The sequence below is a fragment of the Pantoea latae genome (genome assembly GCF_002077695.1).
Classification (GTDB): domain Bacteria; phylum Pseudomonadota; class Gammaproteobacteria; order Enterobacterales; family Enterobacteriaceae; genus Pantoea; species Pantoea latae.
In genome coordinates this window covers 167848-186338 of record NZ_MWUE01000013.1, presented here as the reverse complement: position 1 = coordinate 186338, position 18491 = coordinate 167848, and the positions used below count along the sequence as shown (strand labels likewise).

Annotated in this window: 16 protein-coding genes; 11 read left to right on the top strand and 5 right to left on the bottom strand. The window is 59.5% G+C overall.

Annotation, left to right across the window (positions count from 1 at the left end; genetic code table 11):
• Window positions 1-113: 113 nt before the first annotated feature.
• The gene (yaaA, locus tag B2J69_RS09620) at window positions 114-890 is read right to left on the bottom strand and encodes a peroxide stress protein YaaA (RefSeq protein ID WP_081138728.1); all 777 of its coding nucleotides are present in this window, start codon (window positions 888-890) and stop codon (window positions 114-116) included.
• 208 nt (window positions 891-1098) lie between these two features.
• Here yaaA and tal point away from each other — a divergent pair, with 208 nt between their 5' ends.
• From tal to B2J69_RS09605, 3 genes are all read left to right on the top strand, one after another.
• Window positions 1099-2052 (top strand): transaldolase, encoded by a 954-nt coding sequence (gene tal, locus B2J69_RS09615; RefSeq protein ID WP_081138725.1) that lies wholly within the window; start codon window positions 1099-1101, stop codon window positions 2050-2052.
• Window positions 2053-2167: 115 nt separating this feature from the next.
• Window positions 2168-2755 carry a molybdopterin adenylyltransferase gene (gene mog, locus B2J69_RS09610; protein WP_081138722.1) on the top strand — a complete coding sequence of 196 codons (588 nt, stop codon included), beginning with the start codon at window positions 2168-2170 and terminating at the stop codon, window positions 2753-2755.
• A gap of 111 nt (window positions 2756-2866) precedes the next feature.
• Window positions 2867-4168: an MFS transporter gene (locus tag B2J69_RS09605; RefSeq protein WP_081138719.1), complete on the top strand. Its 1302-nt coding sequence runs from the start codon at window positions 2867-2869 to the stop codon at window positions 4166-4168.
• A gap of 18 nt (window positions 4169-4186) precedes the next feature.
• On the opposite strand, the gene B2J69_RS09600 is transcribed toward B2J69_RS09605, so the two are convergent.
• From B2J69_RS09600 to B2J69_RS09590, 3 genes are read right to left on the bottom strand one after another with little or no spacing between them, the layout of a single operon-like run.
• Entirely contained in the window at window positions 4187-5485 is a 1299-nt protein-coding gene (locus B2J69_RS09600; protein ID WP_081138716.1) for a cytosine permease, read from the bottom strand.
• 20 nt (window positions 5486-5505) lie between these two features.
• Complete coding sequence (locus B2J69_RS09595; protein WP_081138713.1) at window positions 5506-6195, bottom strand: helix-turn-helix transcriptional regulator; 690 nt, start codon at window positions 6193-6195, stop codon at window positions 5506-5508.
• 24 nt (window positions 6196-6219) lie between these two features.
• Complete coding sequence (locus B2J69_RS09590) at window positions 6220-6630, bottom strand: GNAT family N-acetyltransferase (RefSeq protein ID WP_081138710.1); 411 nt, start codon at window positions 6628-6630, stop codon at window positions 6220-6222.
• A 546-nt stretch (window positions 6631-7176) separates the two neighbouring features.
• Here B2J69_RS09590 and dnaK point away from each other — a divergent pair.
• The 3 genes from dnaK to nhaA all read left to right on the top strand — a co-directional run bounded on the left by dnaK (window position 7177) and on the right by nhaA (window position 11675).
• On the top strand, window positions 7177-9090 hold the full coding sequence (gene dnaK, locus B2J69_RS09585) for a molecular chaperone DnaK (RefSeq protein WP_081138707.1): 1914 nt from the start codon (window positions 7177-7179) through the stop codon (window positions 9088-9090).
• Between the two features lie 100 nt (window positions 9091-9190).
• Window positions 9191-10336 (top strand): molecular chaperone DnaJ, encoded by a 1146-nt coding sequence (gene dnaJ, locus B2J69_RS09580; RefSeq protein ID WP_081138704.1) that lies wholly within the window; start codon window positions 9191-9193, stop codon window positions 10334-10336.
• A gap of 175 nt (window positions 10337-10511) precedes the next feature.
• A complete protein-coding gene (nhaA, locus tag B2J69_RS09575; RefSeq protein WP_081138701.1) occupies window positions 10512-11675 on the top strand; it encodes a Na+/H+ antiporter NhaA in 1164 nt (387 codons plus the stop codon).
• A 60-nt stretch (window positions 11676-11735) separates the two neighbouring features.
• Here the strand turns inward: nhaA and rpsT are convergent, their stop codons facing one another.
• Window positions 11736-11999, bottom strand: a complete 264-nt coding sequence (rpsT, locus tag B2J69_RS09570) for a 30S ribosomal protein S20 (protein WP_033749434.1) — start codon at window positions 11997-11999, stop codon at window positions 11736-11738.
• 317 nt (window positions 12000-12316) lie between these two features.
• Here rpsT and ribF point away from each other — a divergent pair, with 317 nt between their 5' ends.
• The 5 genes from ribF to ispH are packed head-to-tail and all read left to right on the top strand — an operon-like array spanning window position 12317 to window position 17999.
• Window positions 12317-13240 (top strand): bifunctional riboflavin kinase/FAD synthetase, encoded by a 924-nt coding sequence (ribF, locus tag B2J69_RS09560; protein WP_081138698.1) that lies wholly within the window; start codon window positions 12317-12319, stop codon window positions 13238-13240.
• A gap of 28 nt (window positions 13241-13268) precedes the next feature.
• Window positions 13269-16088 (top strand): isoleucine--tRNA ligase, encoded by a 2820-nt coding sequence (gene ileS, locus B2J69_RS09555; RefSeq protein WP_081138779.1) that lies wholly within the window; start codon window positions 13269-13271, stop codon window positions 16086-16088.
• Window positions 16088-16591, top strand: coding sequence for a signal peptidase II (gene lspA, locus B2J69_RS09550; RefSeq protein ID WP_081138696.1), 504 nt, complete (start codon window positions 16088-16090; stop codon window positions 16589-16591). Before ileS ends, lspA begins: the two co-directional genes overlap by 1 nt.
• A gap of 3 nt (window positions 16592-16594) precedes the next feature.
• Window positions 16595-17065, top strand: a complete 471-nt coding sequence (gene fkpB, locus B2J69_RS09545; protein ID WP_081138693.1) for an FKBP-type peptidyl-prolyl cis-trans isomerase — start codon at window positions 16595-16597, stop codon at window positions 17063-17065.
• Window positions 17046-17999 carry a 4-hydroxy-3-methylbut-2-enyl diphosphate reductase gene (gene ispH / locus B2J69_RS09540; protein ID WP_081138690.1) on the top strand — a complete coding sequence of 318 codons (954 nt, stop codon included), beginning with the start codon at window positions 17046-17048 and terminating at the stop codon, window positions 17997-17999. Before fkpB ends, ispH begins: the two co-directional genes overlap by 20 nt.
• Window positions 18000-18491: the final 492 nt, after the last annotated feature.

Here is an 18491-nt window from a genome sequence, read left to right as displayed (position 1 = left end):
ATAGCCATCCATGGCGGCTCGGCTCGCGCAATCCCTTGCGCGAGACGCTTTGCTCTTCGGCCCATGTCACCCGCGTTTTAAGTTTGCCAGTCGCCGGTCGGCCGCCCTGAGCGTTACTTCTGCTCGTAACGCTTAAACACCAGCTCGTTCTCGCCGCTGCTCGCCTCGTCATAGAAATAGCCGTCGACATCAAACCCTTTCAGCGCCTCAGGATCGGTCAGGCGATGCTGAATGATATAGCGGCTCATCAGCCCGCGCGCCTTTTTGGCGTAGAAGCTGATCACCTTAAACGCGCCGTTTTTCTCATCGAGGAACACCGGCTTCACCAGCCGCGCCTCTAGCTGCTTCGGCTTGATCGCCCGGAAATACTCGTCCGACGCCAGATTGATCAGCACCGCGTCGCCCTGCGCCCGCAGCGCGTCGTTAAGCTGCTGCGTCAGCAGATCGCCCCAGAAGCTGTAGAGATCGTTGCCGGCCGGCGTGGCGAACTTAATGCCCATCTCCAGACGATAGGGCTGCATCAGGTCGAGCGGACGCAGCACGCCGTAGAGGCCAGAGAGCATGCGCAGATGCTGCTGCGCGAAGTCGAAATCCGCCTCGCTGAAGCTCTCCGCCTGCAGGCCGGTGTAGACGTCGCCCTTAAACGCCAGGATCGCCTGACGCGCGTTTTCCGGCGTGAACTCGGGCTGCCAGCTGTTAAAGCGTTCGGCATTTAGCAGCGCCAGCTTGTCGCTGATGCTCATCAGCGAAGCGATTTGCGCCGGTGAGAGATCGCGCGCCACCTCGATCAGCTGCTGTGATTTTTCTAACAGCGCAGGCTGGGTAAAACGCTGGGTCGCCAGCGGGCTGCTAAAATCGAGCGTTTTGGCGGGTGAGATCACCATTAACATAGTCGCTTCCTCGTTTATCCCTTGTCGCTACAGGGAAGGGGCTAATAATCAGGCTGCCGAGTGTAGCAAAAAAGGCGCCGCGCGCGGCAAATCGCAGCCATTCGTTTGCGCTATCGTAAACGGCATTTGACGTCCTTGCGCCTCGGTTGCCGCATGATATTATCGCAACAGCCTTTTTCACCCTGACATTACACAAGAGACAAGAGACATGACGGACAAACTCACCTCCCTGCGTCAACTCACCACCGTTGTCGCCGACACCGGCGATATCGCAGCGATGAAGCTCTACCAGCCGCAAGATGCCACCACCAACCCTTCTCTGATCCTGAACGCCGCGCAGATCCCGGAATACCGCAAGCTGATCGACGAAGCGATTAGCTGGGCGCGCGAGCAGAACGGCAGCAAAGATGAGCTGATTTCGCTGGTATCGGACAAGCTGGCCGTCAACATCGGTCTGGAGATCCTGAAGCTGATCCCGGGCCGCATCTCCACCGAAGTCGACGCGCGTCTCTCTTACGACACCGAAGGCAGCATCGCCAAAGCGCGCAGCCTGATCAAACTCTACAACGACGCGGGCATCAGCAACGACCGCATCCTGATCAAGCTGGCGTCAACCTGGCAGGGCATCCGCGCGGCGGAGCAGCTGGAAAAAGAGGGCATCAACTGTAACCTGACGCTGCTCTTCTCCTTCGCCCAGGCGCGCGCCTGCGCGGAAGCGGGCGTGTTCCTGATCTCCCCGTTCGTTGGCCGTATCCTCGACTGGTACAAAAACAACACCGACAAAAAAGAGTACGCGCCGCACGAAGATCCGGGCGTGGTGTCGGTGTCTGAAATCTACAGCTACTACAAGCAGCACGGCTATGAAACCGTGGTGATGGGCGCGAGCTTCCGTAACGTCGGCGAGATCCTCGAGCTGGCGGGCTGCGACCGTCTGACCATCTCTCCGGCGCTGCTGAAAGAGCTGGCGGAGAGCGAAGGCGCGGTTGAGCGCAAGCTGAGCTACAGCGGCGACGTCAAAGCGCGTCCGGCGAAAATGACCGAGTCGGAGTTCCTGTGGCAGCACAATCAGGATCCGATGGCGGTGGCGAAACTGGCGGAAGGCATCCGCAACTTCGCCGTCGACCAGGGCAAGCTTGAGAAAATGATCGCCGACCTGCTGTAATCTGTGGCCGTGGCGGCCTGACCGCCACGGTTTTCGCTTTGCCCTACTTTCTATTATCCTTCCTGCTATTCCTCTTTTGTCTTACCGCTTTGCGGTCAACCCGGGTAACAACATCATGGATACTTTACGCATTGGCCTGATCTCCGTTTCCGATCGCGCCGCGAACGGCATTTATCAGGATCAGGGCATTCCGGCGCTGGAAGCCTGGCTAAGCCGCGCGCTGGCGACCCCATTTACCACCGAAACCCGCCTGGTGCCGGACGAGCAGCCGCTGATCGAACAGGCGATCTGCGAGCTGGTGGACGAGCGCTTCTGTCATCTGGTGCTGACCACCGGCGGCACCGGTCCGGCGCGCCGCGACGTCACGCCCGACGCCACGCTGGCGGTCGCCGACCGTGAGATGCCGGGTTTCGGCGAGCAGATGCGCCAGATCAGCCTGCGGTTCGTGCCGACGGCGATTTTGTCGCGTCAGGTCGGGGTGATCCGCAAGCAGTCGCTGGTGATTAACCTGCCGGGCCAGCCAAAATCGATTCAGGAGACGCTGGAGGGGCTGAAGGATGGCGAAGGCAAGGTTGCGGTGCCGGGCATTTTTGCCGCCGTACCTTATTGTTTACAGCTGCTGGAGGGGCCCTATGTTGACACGCATCGCGACGTGGTAGCAGCTTTTCGCCCTAAAAGCGCGATAAAGGAGATAAATAACTAAAAATTCGTCATTTCAGGCATAGCCTCTGGCAGCGCTGGTGTAGTGAAAGATGGACGGTATAGTAAGCGTAAATTTACAACCGTCTCTTTGACTCTGGGAACCTTTACGCTCATGGATTCACCTGCTGCCCATCGCCTGAAAGGTCAGGATTATAAAACGCTGTCGCTGGCCGCGCTCGGCGGCGCGCTGGAGTTCTACGACTTTATTATCTTCGTGTTTTTCGCTGCGGTGATTGGCGAACGCTTCTTTCCGCCCGATATTCCCGACTGGCTGCGTCAGCTGCAAACCTTCGCCATTTTCGCCGCCGGCTATCTGGCGCGCCCGCTCGGCGGGCTGATTATGGCGCACTTCGGCGATAAGGTCGGGCGCAAGAAAATGTTCAGCCTGAGCATTCTGCTGATGGCGCTGCCGACGCTGGCGATGGGCCTGCTGCCGACCTATGAAACGGCGGGGATCGTCGCGCCGCTGCTGATGCTGCTGCTGCGCCTGCTGCAGGGCGCGGCGATTGGCGGCGAGGTGCCGGGCGCCTGGGTGTTCGTGGCGGAGCACGTGCCGGAAAAGCGCGTGGGTTTCGCCTGCGGCACGCTGACCGCGGGCCTGACGGCCGGCATCCTGCTCGGATCGCTGGTGGCGACCGCCATCAACAGCAGCATGGCGCCGCAAACGGTCGCCAGCATTGGCTGGCGCATTCCTTTCTTTCTCGGCGGCCTGTTCGGCCTGCTGGCGATGTATCTGCGTCGCTGGCTGCATGAGACGCCGGTGTTTCAGGAGATGCAGCAGCGTAAGACGCTGGCCGACGCGCTGCCGCTGAAAACCGTCCTGACCCACCATAAAGGCGCTATTCTGCTCTCGATGCTGCTCACCTGGCTGCTCTCCGCCTGTATCGTGGTGGTGATCCTGATGGCGCCGGCGCTGATGCAGAAGCAGCACGGCGTCAGCGCGGCGCTGAGCCTGCAGGCTAACTGCCTGGCGACGGTGATGCTGCTGGTGGGCTGCGTGATCGCCGGCTGGCTGGTGGACTGGCTGGGCGCGGCGAAAACCTTAACCGGCGGCTCGCTGCTGCTGGCGGCGGCCAGCTGGCATTTCTTTGCCGCGCAGACGCCTGACGCCAGCAACCTGTTCTTCAACTATGGGCTGGCCGGACTGAGCGTCGGGGTGGTGGGCGTAGTGCCCTTTCTGATGGTGCGCGCCTTTCCGGCGGCGGTGCGTTTTACCGGCATCTCTTTTTCCTATAACGTCGCCTACGCCATTTTTGGCGGCCTGACGCCGATTTTTGTTACGCTGATCCTGCGCGTCACGCCGCTGGCGCCCGCCTGGTATGTGCTGGCGCTGGCGCTGATCGGTCTGCTGATCGGGGGATGGCTGCGCTATGCCGAAAGACAGGGCGCGCTGGCGAGCGAAACGCGCCTGTAACAGGCGCGCTGGCAGCGGTCAGTCGGCGGCGGGGCGCTTCTGCATTATCGCGGCGCGCTTCATCAGCGGCGCGGTCAGCAGATAGACGACACAGGCGACGATAATCGAGTTAAACACCGGCACGCCGCGCTCAACCAGCAGCCCGGTGGCACCGCCAGCCACACTGGCGATCAGCGCAGGCCAGCCGATTGGCTGCGAAGAGGGCGGCAGCGCGTTGCTGTCGCGACTCTGCGCCAGCGTCTGGCGGTCCGTCTTCAGCAGATAGTAATCCACAATCATTACCCCCAGCACCGGCGGGAAGATGACGCCCAGCAGTTCAAGAAAATCAACGAACCGGTCGAGAATGCCCAGCACCGAGCAGAGGGTGCCGAGAAAACCCAGCAGCAGCGTAATCACGCTGTAGCGCGGTTTAAAGCCGGTCAGCCCTTCCGTGGCGTTGGCGACTCCCAGCGTCGAGGAGTAGAGGTTGAGATCGTTGACGCGCAGGGTAGAGAAGACCACGGCGAACAGCCCCAGCGTGGCGGTGGTCTGAGTAATGATGGCGATGATGTCGGCGGTGTGCAGCGCTTTCGCAATCAGGATGGCCAGCCCGTTGACGCCATACTCCCCTACCAGAATCGTCAGCAGGGTGATGGCGAAAACGTCTTTGCCGCTGCGGGAAAAACGCGTCAGGTCCGGCGTCATCAGGCTGGCGAGAATGGCGCCGCCGATCACCATGGTAATGGCGGCGCTCAGGGTAATGGTCTCGGTGGCGACGAGTGGCGGAAGGCTGTTTGCCGCCGGACCGTGAAACGCATGCCAGAAAATCCAGCCCATCAGCGCGATAAACAGCGGCACCGCGACGCGCGCGGTAAAGCGCAGCGCCTTGAAACCAAACGCCACCAGCAGCGTCAGCACGGCGCCTGACAGCGAGGCGGCCTGAGCGAAGCTCAGCCTGCCGTCCAGGGCGTAGCTCAGCGAACGGGCGAACACCGCGTTCTGGATGCCGAACCAGCCCAGCAGGCTGACGGCGACCAGCAGGCCGATCAGCACCGAGCCGTGACGGCCGAAGCCGCACCAGCGCGCCAGCAGCGTGCCGGATAAGCCTTCGCGCATGCCGGCGTAGCCGAGGGCGAAGGTGATAAAGCCAAACAGCAGGCTGGCGAGGGTAATGGCGGTAAAGGCGGCGCCGAGCGTCATGCCGTTGCCCAGCACGGCGCCGAGCATAAACTGATCGAGCGCGGTCAGCATACCCATATGCACAAGGGCGACGCTAAACAGCGAGAGCCTTTCGCCCGCAGGCACCCGGCTCAACGGGTAGTCATCAAATTTACTCACAACAGGTTTTCCTTACCGGTTTAAATAAAAGCGACGCCCTTGCTGAGCAGTTTCTCTGGCAGATAGTTCTCCAGCGACTCAGCGCGGCAGTATTGTTCGAACTGTTGCAGCGAGTGCACGCCCGCTTTCTGATAAAGGGTGGCGATGCGGTTGCCGATGGTTTTCACGCTGAGGTTATAGATGCGCGCGATCTCTTTTGCGCTAAAGCGGCGCAGCAGCAGAAAGATCACATCCAGTTCGGCGGGCGTGAAAAGGGGATGCTCAAGCTGCGTGGTGAGCACCGAGGTTTTGCGGGGATTGATAAAGTTAAGCGCGCCGATGTTGTCGAGCGGGCGCGCGTTCCAGATGCAGCCGAGGAACTGATTGCGGCTGTCGAACACCGGATATTTTTCGCTGACGAAAGGGGTCAGGTAATCTTTGCCATACCAGTAATGGGTCTCTATTACCGCTACGCTGCTTTTCAGGGCTTTGGCTTGTTCGTCGTGCTCGCAGAATTCATCGGCGCAGTCGCTCCAGCGCGTGGGAAATTCGTTATCTTTTTTCCCTTCCAGCGAATAGTTCTTCGGCGTAGCGGTATATAAGCGAGCCGCGGTATTCATATAAAGATGTTGTGAGGCCGCGTCTTTAAAACCCCACGGCGTCGGTAACAGATCCATCGTGGTGGCAAACGCGGCAAGAAAATCGTCGATACTGCGATATGGGCTGCCCATAACGCCTCGCTGAATGAAAGCAGGTTATAATCTTTTCGCCAGATAATAACGGGAAAAGCGCTGCGCATAGCCATCCTGTTCGCCGTAGACGCGATAGCCGAGTTTTTCGTAAAACCCGCGCGCCTGAAAGCTGAGGGTATCGACGACCGCCATATGGCAGCCGCGGCTGCGCGCCTCTTCTTCCGCCTGTTGCATCAGCTGACGCCCGGTGCCGTGCTGGCGATGCGCCTCATCTATCCATAAATAGTGAATATCCAGCGTGCCGAACCAGGTGTGCGCCAGCAGTCCGCCCTGAATATGCTGTTCATCATCATACAATATAACGTTCAGCGGCTTCATATTGATCTCGGCGAAGCGGCTATTATGCTGCCAGAGCTGCTGAATGATATATTCCTCAGCCTGAGGATCCTTAATATGGCTGACCTTTATTTCCATATAGCAATGTCCATATGATAAAAATATGAATAGAAAGGGGGGATTTTAATATTTCGGAATTTCCATTATTAGCATGGCGCCTGGCCGGGCGCAAGGGCAAATATTCCTCCTGCGACGTCAGGCCGGTAATATTAAGATAGCGCCGCTTGTTTGACGAGCAGACAGGTTCGCTCGTTCGCCAACATCAGGGAAAACAGAAAATAAGTTCAGTTTGCAATAATAACGATAATATATTTTCCGCAGCCCGTTTACTGGGCCTGCAGGGTCACACAGCTTCCCGTCATACTGCGTTCGCCAGGCCGCGCCTTTTGCGGCCTTTTTCTTTGCGCGCCCCGCGACAGCACGCGCCCGCATCGGCGAATGCGCGGATCTGAAAAAAAATTTTCTTTTAACCCTTGATGCGCTTCGAAGCGGCCCCATTTAGTTGTCATCGAGCGTTGTGAGCCCGGGAAAAAAAGCGAGTAATGGCGGTTGAAAGCCAACAAAGCGCCCGCATTAAGGGTTCACAACCCAAATTGACAAAGAATTTAAGTGGGAGACGTTTAGATGGGTAAGATTATTGGTATTGACCTGGGTACAACCAACTCTTGTGTTGCGATCATGGACGGCGGTAAAGCGCGCGTGCTGGAGAATGCCGAGGGCGACCGCACCACGCCTTCAATTATTGCTTATACGCAGGATGGCGAAACTCTGGTGGGTCAACCGGCTAAACGTCAGGCGGTGACCAACCCGCAGAATACGCTGTTTGCTATCAAGCGTCTGATCGGCCGTCGTTTCCAGGACGAAGAAGTGCAGCGTGACATCAAAATCATGCCGTACAAAATCACCTCTTCCGACAACGGCGACGCCTGGCTGGAAGTGAAAGGCCAGAAAATGGCGCCGCCGCAGATCTCTGCGGAAGTGCTGAAGAAAATGAAGAAAACCGCTGAAGACTACCTCGGCGAGCCGGTGACCGAAGCGGTCATCACCGTTCCGGCCTACTTTAACGATGCGCAGCGTCAGGCGACCAAAGACGCCGGCCGTATCGCCGGTCTGGAAGTAAAACGTATCATCAACGAACCGACCGCAGCGGCGCTGGCCTACGGCCTGGATAAAGGCCAGGGCAACCGCACCATCGCGGTATACGACCTGGGCGGCGGTACCTTCGATATCTCTATTATCGAAATCGACGAAGTTGACGGCGAAAAAACCTTTGAAGTGCTGGCCACCAACGGTGACACCCACCTGGGCGGTGAAGACTTCGACAGCCGTCTGATCAACTATCTGGTCGCGGAATTCAAGAAAGATCAGGGCATCGATCTGCACAACGATCCGCTGGCGATGCAGCGTCTGAAAGAAGCCGCCGAGAAAGCGAAAATCGAGCTCTCTTCTGCGCAGCAGACCGACGTTAACCTGCCGTACATCACGGCGGACGCGACCGGTCCGAAACACCTGAACATCAAAGTGACCCGCGCGAAGCTCGAGTCGCTGGTAGAAGATCTGGTCAGCCGCTCTATCGAGCCGCTGAAAGTGGCGCTGCAGGATGCGGGACTCTCTGTGTCCGACATCAACGACGTCATCCTGGTGGGCGGTCAGACCCGTATGCCGATGGTGCAGTCCAAAGTGGCGGAGTTCTTCGGCAAAGAGCCGCGTAAAGACGTTAACCCGGACGAAGCGGTTGCTGTCGGCGCGGCAGTACAGGGCGGCGTGCTGGCGGGCGACGTGAAAGACGTGCTGCTGCTGGACGTGACCCCGCTGTCGCTGGGTATCGAAACCATGGGTGGCGTGATGACCTCGCTGATCAGCAAGAACACCACTATCCCGACCAAGCACAGCCAGGTCTTCTCTACCGCTGAAGACAACCAGTCTGCCGTGACCATTCACGTGCTGCAGGGTGAGCGTAAGCGCTCCAGCGATAACAAATCGCTGGGTCAGTTCAACCTGGACGGCATTCAGCCGGCGCCGCGCGGCATGCCGCAGATCGAAGTCACCTTCGATATCGATGCGGACGGCATCCTGCACGTTTCGGCGAAAGACAAGAACAGCGGCAAAGAGCAGAAGATCACCATTAAAGCCTCTTCCGGCCTGAACGAGGACGAGATCGAAAAAATGGTTCGCGACGCGGAAGCGAACGCTGAATCGGATCGTAAGTTCGAAGAGCTGGTGCAGACGCGCAACCAGGGCGACCAGATTGCGCACAGCACCCGTAAGCAGCTGGACGAAGCGGGCGATAAACTCTCCGCTGAGGACAAAGCGCCAATCGAGTCCGCGCTGAGCGAACTGGAAACCGCGCTGAAAGGCGAAGACAAAGAGGCGATCGACGCTAAAATGCAGGCCCTGATGCAGGTTTCCAGCAAACTGATGGAAGCGGCACAGCAGCAGGGACAGGCAGGCGGCGCGGACGCAGCCGACGCTTCTGCGAAGAAAGATGACGACGTGGTCGACGCTGAATTCGAAGAAGTGAAAGACAACAAAAAATAATTGCCCCTGACCGGGCGCGACGGTTGGCCTGACAGCCGTTGAAACCAGCACGGGCGTAGGAGATCTCTCCACGCCCGTGCGAGCATGTTAAGGGCTAAAAATGGCGAAGAGTGACTACTACGAGATTTTAGGCGTCTCCAAATCCGCAGACGAACGTGAAATTAAAAAGGCGTATAAACGCCTGGCGATGAAATTTCACCCCGATCGCAATCCGGGTGATAAAGAGGCGGAAGCCAAATTCAAAGAGGTCAAGGAAGCCTACGAAATCCTGACCGACGCGCAGAAGCGCGCGGCCTACGATCAATATGGTCATGCGGCGTTTGAACAGGGCGGCATGGGCGGTGGCGGATTCGGCGGCGGCGGCTTTGGTGGCGGCGGCGCGGACTTCAGCGATATCTTTGGCGACGTCTTCGGCGACATCTTTGGCGGCGGTCGTCGTCAGCGCGCAGCGCGCGGCGCCGATTTACGCTACAACATGGAGCTGACGCTGGAAGAAGCGGTGCGCGGCGTGACCAAAGAGATCCGCATCCCGACGCTGCAGGAGTGTGAGGTTTGCCACGGCAGCGGCGCGAAATCGGGCACCCAGCCGCAGACCTGTCCTACCTGTCACGGCGCAGGCCAGGTGCAGATGCGTCAGGGCTTCTTCACCGTGCAGCAGGCCTGTCCGACCTGTCACGGTCGCGGCTCGGTGATTAAAGATCCGTGCAACGCCTGTCACGGTCACGGCCGCGTTGAGAAGTCGAAAACCCTGTCGGTGAAAATTCCCGCAGGCGTCGACACCGGCGACCGTATCCGTCTCAGCGGTGAAGGCGAAGCCGGCGAGCAGGGCGCGCCAGCGGGCGATCTCTACGTTCAGGTGTCGGTGAAGAAACACCCGATCTTCGAACGTGAAGATAACAACCTCTACTGCGAAGTGCCGATCAACTTTGCCATGGCGGCGCTGGGCGGCGAGATCGAAGTACCGACGCTGGATGGACGCGTGAAGCTGAAGGTCCCGGCGGAAACCCAGACCGGCAAGCTGTTCCGCATGCGCGGCAAAGGCGTGAAGTCGGTGCGCGGCGGCGCGGTCGGCGACCTGCTGTGCCGCGTGGTGGTGGAAACCCCGGTCAATCTGAACGAGAAGCAGAAAAAGCTGCTGCGCGATCTGGAAGAGAGCTTCGGCGGTCCGACTGGCGAGAACAACAGCCCGCGTTCGAAAAGCTTTTTCGACGGCGTGAAAAAATTCTTCGACGACCTGACCCGCTAATCGTTATTCGGTGAAATAAAGCCAGCGCCTTGTCGCTGGCTTTTTTTTACCCTGCTTTTAACGCACAGCGCTTAAAGTTCCGTAAATACGCGTTTTACTAGCCGAATCACTGTTTGTTAACCGTTATGATAGCCGCTGCTCTGGGATAGCACAGGTCAATCACTCAGGAGAAAATGTGAATATCAGGCTTAAAAAATGGCTACAGAACGATGCGACCAGCGGCATAGTGCTGATTGTCGCCGCCGCGCTGGCGATGCTCCTCGCGAATAGCGCCGCCACGCAGCAGGGCTATCAGAACCTGCTGGCGATACCGGTGGAATTCCGCTTCGGCGCGCTCGATATCAGTAAGAATCTGCTGCTGTGGATCAACGACGCGCTGATGGCGGTGTTCTTCCTGATGGTGGGCTTAGAAGTGAAGCGCGAAATGGTGATGGGCGCGCTGGCAAAGCGTGAACAGGCGATCTTCCCGCTGATTGCCGCGCTGGGCGGCATGCTGGCGCCGGGCCTGCTGTTTCTGGCCTTTAACGGCGCGGATCCCGCCACGCGCAGCGGCTGGGCCATTCCCACCGCCACCGATATCGCCTTCGCCCTTGGCATCCTCGCGCTGCTCGGCAGCCGCGTGCCGCCAGCGCTAAAAATCTTCCTGATGGCGCTGGCGATCATCGACGATCTCGGCGCCATTGTGATTATCGCGCTGTTCTACACCAGCGATCTGTCGATGGCAGCGCTGGGCGTCGCCGCGCTGGCGATTGTGGTGCTGGCGGCGATGAATCTGCTGAACGTACGCAATACCGGGCTCTATCTGCTGGTCGGCATGGTGCTCTGGACCGCCGTGCTGAAATCGGGCGTGCATGCGACGCTGGCGGGCGTGGTGGTGGGCTTTTTAATCCCGCTGAAGAAGCAGGAGGGCCACTCGCCGGCGATTCACCTGGAGCACGCGCTGCATCCCTGGGTGCGCTGGCTGATCCTGCCGCTGTTCGCCTTCGCCAATGCCGGCGTGTCGCTGGACGGCGTGCACGCGGCGGATATCGTTTCGCTGCTGCCGCTGGGCATTATGGTGGGGCTGCTGATCGGCAAGCCGCTGGGGATCACGCTCTTCTGCTGGCTGGCGGTGAAATTCAGGCTGGCGACGCTGCCGCACAATACCCGTCTGGCGGATATCGCCGCGGTCGGCGTGCTGTGCGGCATCGGCTTTACCATGTCGATCTTCATCGCCTCGCTCGCCTACGGCGAAAGCAATCCGCAGCTGATTACGCTGGCGAAGCTGGGCATTTTGCTGGGGTCGATTCTGTCGGCGGTGGCGGGCTATCTGATCCTGAGGCGACGTCTGGCGGCGTAACCAGGACGAAAAAAAACCGGCTAAGCGCCGGTTCTTTTTTACAAAGCGATGAACAAAGGCTTACGCCATTTTGTTGATCTGAGCAGTCAGGTTTGCTTTATGACGTGCAGCTTTGTTTTTGTGGATCAGACCTTTAGCAGCCTGACGGTCCACGATCGGTTGCATTTCGTTAAATGCGTTCTGCGCAGCAGCTTTGTCGCCAGCTGCGATCGCCGCGTATACTTTCTTCACGAAAGTACGCATCATAGAACGACGGCTCGCGTTATGCTTGCGACGTTTTTCAGATGTTACGGCGCGTTTCTTAGCTGATTTGATATTAGCCAAGGTCCAACTCCCAAATGTGTTCTATATGGACAAATCAAAGGCCGAGGACTATGCCTTTTGAGCCTTCTTTTGTCAATGGATTTGTGCAAATAAGCGTCGTTTTACAAACCACGCCCGGTTACGTAATTGATGGCGCAAGATTCTACCAGCTTCCCCTCGTCAGATACAGCCTTTCACAACAAAATTCTCACAGAGCCGCGCCGCGCGCGCCAGGCCCTGATAAATGGCGCGTTCTGCGCAGGAAAGGTGTGGCGACGGGTTAACCTTCGCCGCTTTCAAGGGTATAATCCGCCGATTTCCACCGGTTTGAGTCAGCCATGAAGTTTATCCGCGGTATTCATAATCTAAACGAGCAGCATCGCGGCTGCGTCCTGACCATTGGTAACTTCGACGGCGTGCATCGCGGCCATCAGGCGCTGATGGCGCGCCTGTGCGAAGAGGGACGAAAACGCCAGCTTCCGGTGATGGTGATGCTGTTCGAGCCGCAGCCGCTTGAGCTGTTCGCCGGAGACAAAGCCCCGGCGCGCCTGACGCGCCTGCGGGAAAAGCTGAAGTTCCTGGCGGAAGCGGGCGTCGATCGGGTGCTGTGCGTGCGCTTCGACCGTCGCTTTGCCGCGCAGTCGGCGCAGTGCTTTATCACCGATCTGCTGGTGGATAAGCTGGACGTCAAATACCTGGCGGTGGGGGATGATTTCCGCTTTGGCGCTGGTCGCCAGGGCGATTTCCTGTTATTACAGAAGGCCGGTGCCGAGTACGGCTTTGACGTTGTCAGCACCGAAACCTTCTGCGACGGCGGCAAGCGTATCAGCAGCACCGCCGTGCGTCAGGCGCTGGCCAGTGACGACTTAGCGCTGGCGCAAACGCTGCTGGGTCACCCTTTCAGTATTTCTGGCCGCGTCGTGCACGGCGATGCGCTGGGACGCACCATCGGTTTCCCCACCGCGAACCTTCCTTTGCGCCGCATCGTCTCGCCGGTGAAAGGCGTGTATGCGGTGGAGGTGCTCGGTCTGGGGGCGCCTGTTCCCGGCGTGGCGAATATCGGCACGCGACCAACGGTAAAAGGATTGCGCCAGCAGCTTGAAGTTCACCTGCTTGACATCAATATCAATCTGTATGGAAAGCACATTGATGTGGTGCTGAAGCATAAGATACGTAACGAGCAGCGCTTTGCCTCACTGGAGGCGTTGAAAGAACAAATTGCGAAAGATGTGGTAACCGCCCGGCGCTTCTTTGGGCTTTAACCCCGCAAAAAACGGAAACGAGAATCTGATGAGTGACTATAAATCTACCCTGAATTTGCCCGAAACGGGGTTCCCGATGCGCGGCGATCTTGCCAAACGCGAACCGGGAATGCTGCAACGCTGGTATGATGACAACCTGTACGGCATCATCCGCGAAGCCAAAAAAGGGAAAAAAACCTTTATTCTGCATGACGGCCCTCCCTATGCGAACGGCAGCATCCATATTGGTCACTCAGTTAACAAGATTCTGAAAGACATTATCGTCAAGTCGAAAGGCATGGCGGGCTTCGACTCGCCTTACGTGCCGGGCTGGGACTGTCACGGCCTGCCGATCGAGCATAAGGTCGAGCAGATGATCGGCAAGCCGGGCGAGAAGGTGACGCCGGCTGAGTTCCGCGAAGCGTGCCGCAAATACGCCGCCGAGCAGGTCGAAGGCCAGAAGGCGGACTTTATCCGTCTTGGCGTGCTGGGCGACTGGGATCGTCCCTACCTGACGATGAACTTCCAGACCGAAGCCAACATCATCCGCGCGCTGGGCAAAATCATCGGCAATGGCCACCTGCACAAGGGCGCAAAGCCGGTGCACTGGTGCCTGGACTGCCGTTCGGCGCTGGCGGAAGCGGAAGTGGAATACTACGACAAAACCTCGCCCTCTATCGACGTGATGTTTAACGCGGTAGACCGCGACGCGGTGCGCGCAAAATTTGGCGACGCGCCGGCCAACGGCCCGATCTCGCTGGTGATCTGGACCACGACGCCCTGGACCATGCCGGCCAACCGCGCCATCTCGCTGCATCCGGAGTTCGACTATCAGCTGGTGCAGATCGACGGCCGCGCGCTGATCCTGGCGAAAGAGCTGGTAGAGAGCGTGCTGAAGCGCGCCGGCGTCGCCGAGTGGACCGTGCTGGGCGAATGCAAAGGCGCGGCGCTGGAGCGTCTGACGTTCCAGCATCCTTTCCTGGTGAACATTCAGTCGCCGGTGGTGCTGGGCGAGCACGTAACGCTTGAAGCCGGTACCGGCGCCGTGCATACCGCGCCGGGCCACGGCCCGGACGACTATGTCATCGGCCAGAAATATGGCATCGAAGTGGCGAACCCGGTTGGTCCGGACGGCACCTATCTGCCAGGCACCTATCCGACGCTGGACGGCCTGAACGTCTTCAAGGCCAACGACGTCATCGTTGAGCTGCTGAAAGAGAAGGGCGCGCTGCTGCACGTGGAAAAACTGCTGCACAGCTACCCGCACTGCTGGCGTCACAAAACACCGATCATCTTCCGCGCCACGCCGCAGTGGTTCATCAGCATGGATCAGAAAGGCCTGCGCGCGCAGTCGCTGAAAGAGATCAAAGGCGTGCAGTGGATCCCGGACTGGGGCCAGGCGCGTATCGAAGCGATGGTGGCGAACCGTCCCGACTGGTGCATCTCGCGTCAGCGCACCTGGGGCGTGCCGATGGCGCTGTTCGTGCACAAAGAGACCGAGCAGCTACATCCCGACACGCTGGCGCTGATGGAGAAAGTGGCGCAGCGCGTTGAGCAGGATGGCATTCAGGCGTGGTGGGATCTCGACCCGCGCGAGCTGATGGGCGATGACGCCGACAGCTACGTGAAGGTGCCGGATACGCTGGACGTCTGGTTCGACTCTGGCTCCACCAGCTATGCGGTGGTCGACGCGCGTCCGGAATTTGGCGGCCACACGCCCGATATGTATCTGGAAGGCTCCGACCAGCATCGCGGCTGGTTTATGTCCTCGCTGATGATCTCGACCGCGATGAAGGGCAAAGCGCCTTATCGCCAGGTGCTGACCCACGGCTTCACCGTCGATGGTCAGGGCCGCAAAATGTCCAAATCGATCGGCAACACCGTTTCGCCGCAGGACGTGATGAACAAGCTGGGCGCGGATATCCTGCGCCTGTGGGTCGCCTCGACCGACTACTCCGGCGAGATGGCGGTTTCCGACGAAATCCTGAAGCGCTCCGCCGACGCCTATCGTCGCATCCGCAACACCGCGCGCTTCCTGCTGGCGAACCTTAACGGTTTCAACCCGGAAACCGATAGGGTCAAGCCGGAAGAGATGGTGGTGGTGGATCGCTGGGCAGTCGGCCGCGCGCAGGCGGCGCAGGCGGATATCGTCGCCTCTTACGAAAACTACGATTTCCACGAAGTTATCCAGCGCCTGATGCAGTTCTGCTCGGTGGAGATGGGCTCGTTCTATCTCGATATTATTAAAGATCGCCAGTACACCGCGAAGGGCGACAGCCTGGCGCGTCGCAGCTGTCAGACCGCGCTGTGGCACATCGTCGAGGCGCTGGTGCGCTGGATGGCGCCGATCATGTCCTTTACCGCCGACGAAATCTGGGGCTATCTGCCGGGCGAGCGCGCGCAGTACGTCTTTACCGAAGAGTGGTATAGCGGCCTGTTCGGTCTCTCGCAGGGCGAAGCGCTGAACGACGACTACTGGGCAGAGCTGCTGAAGGTGCGCGGCGAAGTCAACAAGGCGATCGAGCAGGCGCGCAGCGACAAGCGTATCGGCGGCGCGCTGGAAGCGACCGTCACGCTCTATGCGGACGCGACGCTGGCGGCGAAGCTGCAGGCGCTGGGCGACGAGCTGCGCTTTGTGCTGCTGACCTCGGGCGCGACGGTGGCGGACTATGCGCTGGCGAGCGAAGAAGCGCAGCAGAGCGAGCTGGTGAAAGGTCTGAAAATCGCGCTGCATAAGGCAGAAGGCGAGAAATGCCCGCGCTGCTGGCACTACACTACCGACGTCGGCCAGAACCCGGAGCATCTTGCGGTGTGCGGTCGTTGTTACACCAACCTGGCCGGCAACGGCGAAGAGCGTAAATTTGCCTGATGCGTAAACCTATTCTCTCAACCGGCTTACGCTGGGTATGGCTGGTGCTGGCGGTGATCCTGATCGATTTCGGCAGCAAGCAGTGGGTGATGAACAACATGATGCTGCATGAAACGCAGCCGCTGATGCCGTTCTTCAACCTGTTCTACGCGCACAACTACGGCGCGGCGTTCAGCTTCCTGGCGGACAAAGGCGGCTGGCAGCGCTGGTTCTTCGCCGGCATCGCCATCGCCATCGTGGTGGCGCTGCTGGTGATGATGTACCGCAGCCGCGCCAGCCAGAAGATCGTTAATATCGCCTACGCGCTGATTATCGGCGGCGCGGCAGGCAACCTGTTCGATCGTGCCTATCACGGATTCGTTGTCGACTTTATCGACTTCTATATCGGTGACTGGCACTTCGCCACCTTTAATATCGCTGACTGCGGCATCTGTATCGGCGCCGCGTTAGTGGTGCTGGAGGGCTTTTTCAGCCCCTCGGGCAAACAGGCAAAACAAGGGTAAGTCATGACAGTCTCTGTAGAGCGCGACAGCGCGGTGCTGCTGCATTTCACGCTGAAGCTGGAGGATGGTTCCGTCGCGGAGTCTACTTCTGTTTCCGGCAAACCGGCGCTGTTCCGCCTCGGCGACGGCAGCCTTTCCGACGCGCTGGAGCAGGAGCTGCTGGGACTGAAGGCGGGCGACAAGCACGCCTTTACGCTGGCGCCGGAAGCGGCGTTCGGCACCGTCAGCCCGGATCTGATCCAGTACTTCTCGCGCCGCGACTTTATGCAGGCGGGCGAGCCGGAAGTCGGTGCCATCATGCTGTTTACCGGCATGGGCGGCAGTGAGATGCCGGGCGTGATCCGCGAAATCTCCGGCGATTCCATCACGGTGGATTTCAACCATCCGCTGGCCGGCCATCAGGTTCATTTCGATATCGACGTGCTGGAAGTCAATCCGGTACTGGAGGCAAACGATGCAAATCCTGCTGGCTAACCCGCGCGGCTTCTGCGCCGGCGTCGATCGCGCCATCAGCATTGTCGAGCGTGCGCTGGAGATGTACGGCGCGCCGATCTACGTGCGCCATGAGGTGGTGCATAACCGCTACGTGGTCAACAGCCTGCGCGAGCGCGGCGCGATCTTTATCGAAGAGATCGGCGAAGTGCCGGATAACGCTATCCTGATTTTCTCGGCGCACGGCGTGTCGCAGGCGGTGCGCGCCGAAGCCAAAGCGCGCAGCCTGACCATGCTGTTCGACGCCACCTGTCCGCTGGTGACCAAGGTGCATATGGAAGTGGCGCGCGCCAGCCGTAAAGGCGTGGAAGCGATCCTGATCGGCCATGCGGGCCATCCCGAAGTCGAAGGCACTATGGGCCAGTACAGCAACCCGAACGGCGGCATGTATCTGGTAGAGTCGCCCGAGGACGTGTTTAAGCTGCAGGTAAAGGATGAGAGCAATCTCTGCTTTATGACGCAGACCACGCTGTCGGTTGACGACACCTCTGAGGTGATCGACGCGCTGCGCGCGCGGTTCCCGGCGATTATCGGCCCGCGCAAAGATGACATCTGCTACGCCACCACCAACCGTCAGGAAGCGGTGCGCGTGCTGGCGCGCGACGCGGAGGTGGTGCTGGTGGTCGGCTCGAAGAACTCGTCAAACTCCAATCGTCTGGCGGAGCTGGCGCAGCGCGCCGGCAAGCTGGCGAAGCTGATCGACTCGGCGGACGACATCCAGGAAGAGTGGGTGAAGGGCGTCGAGTGCATCGGCGTCACCGCAGGCGCCTCGGCGCCCGATATTCTGGTGCAGCAGGTGATCCAGCGGCTGCGCGAGCTGGGTGGCGACGCGGCGATCGAGCTGATTGGGCGCGAAGAGAATATCGTGTTCGAGGTGCCGAAAGAGCTGCGCGTCGAGGTACGCAACGTGCAGTAACCGCGCATTATCCTTTGCAGACAGGCCGACATCAGTCTTAATGCTTGTCAGTTAAAGTCATGTTCAGGTAAGGCCGCGTTTTTCTCAAAACGGCGGCCTTTGTTTTATGCGTGTGCTGGTGCGGGCCACAGCACCTCCTCTGCTGCCGGGCCGTCCTCGCGCCGCTGCACGGTGCCTTCGGCTGCAACGTCGCGCCGGACGGACCGTTCGGGTACGGCCATCCAGGCCTACCCGAACTGCCTGTCGCATCCCTGCGACCGGCTCCTGGCACAACGTTTCCGCCTCAGCGCTGCGAATAGCCCTCAACAGCAGAGGAGGCGCACTGGCCTCAGACAGGGTGCCCTTTGCAGCAGTAAAAGCGCTGCCGTTCTTTTCCAGCAGCGTACACAGAAGCTTGCCAGCCGGCTGGGGCTGCTCAGGGGCGGGCATTTCGCAGCGCTGAACAGAATGAGGCTGCCAGGAGAGCCCGCAGGGATGCGGGCGAAAGGTGGG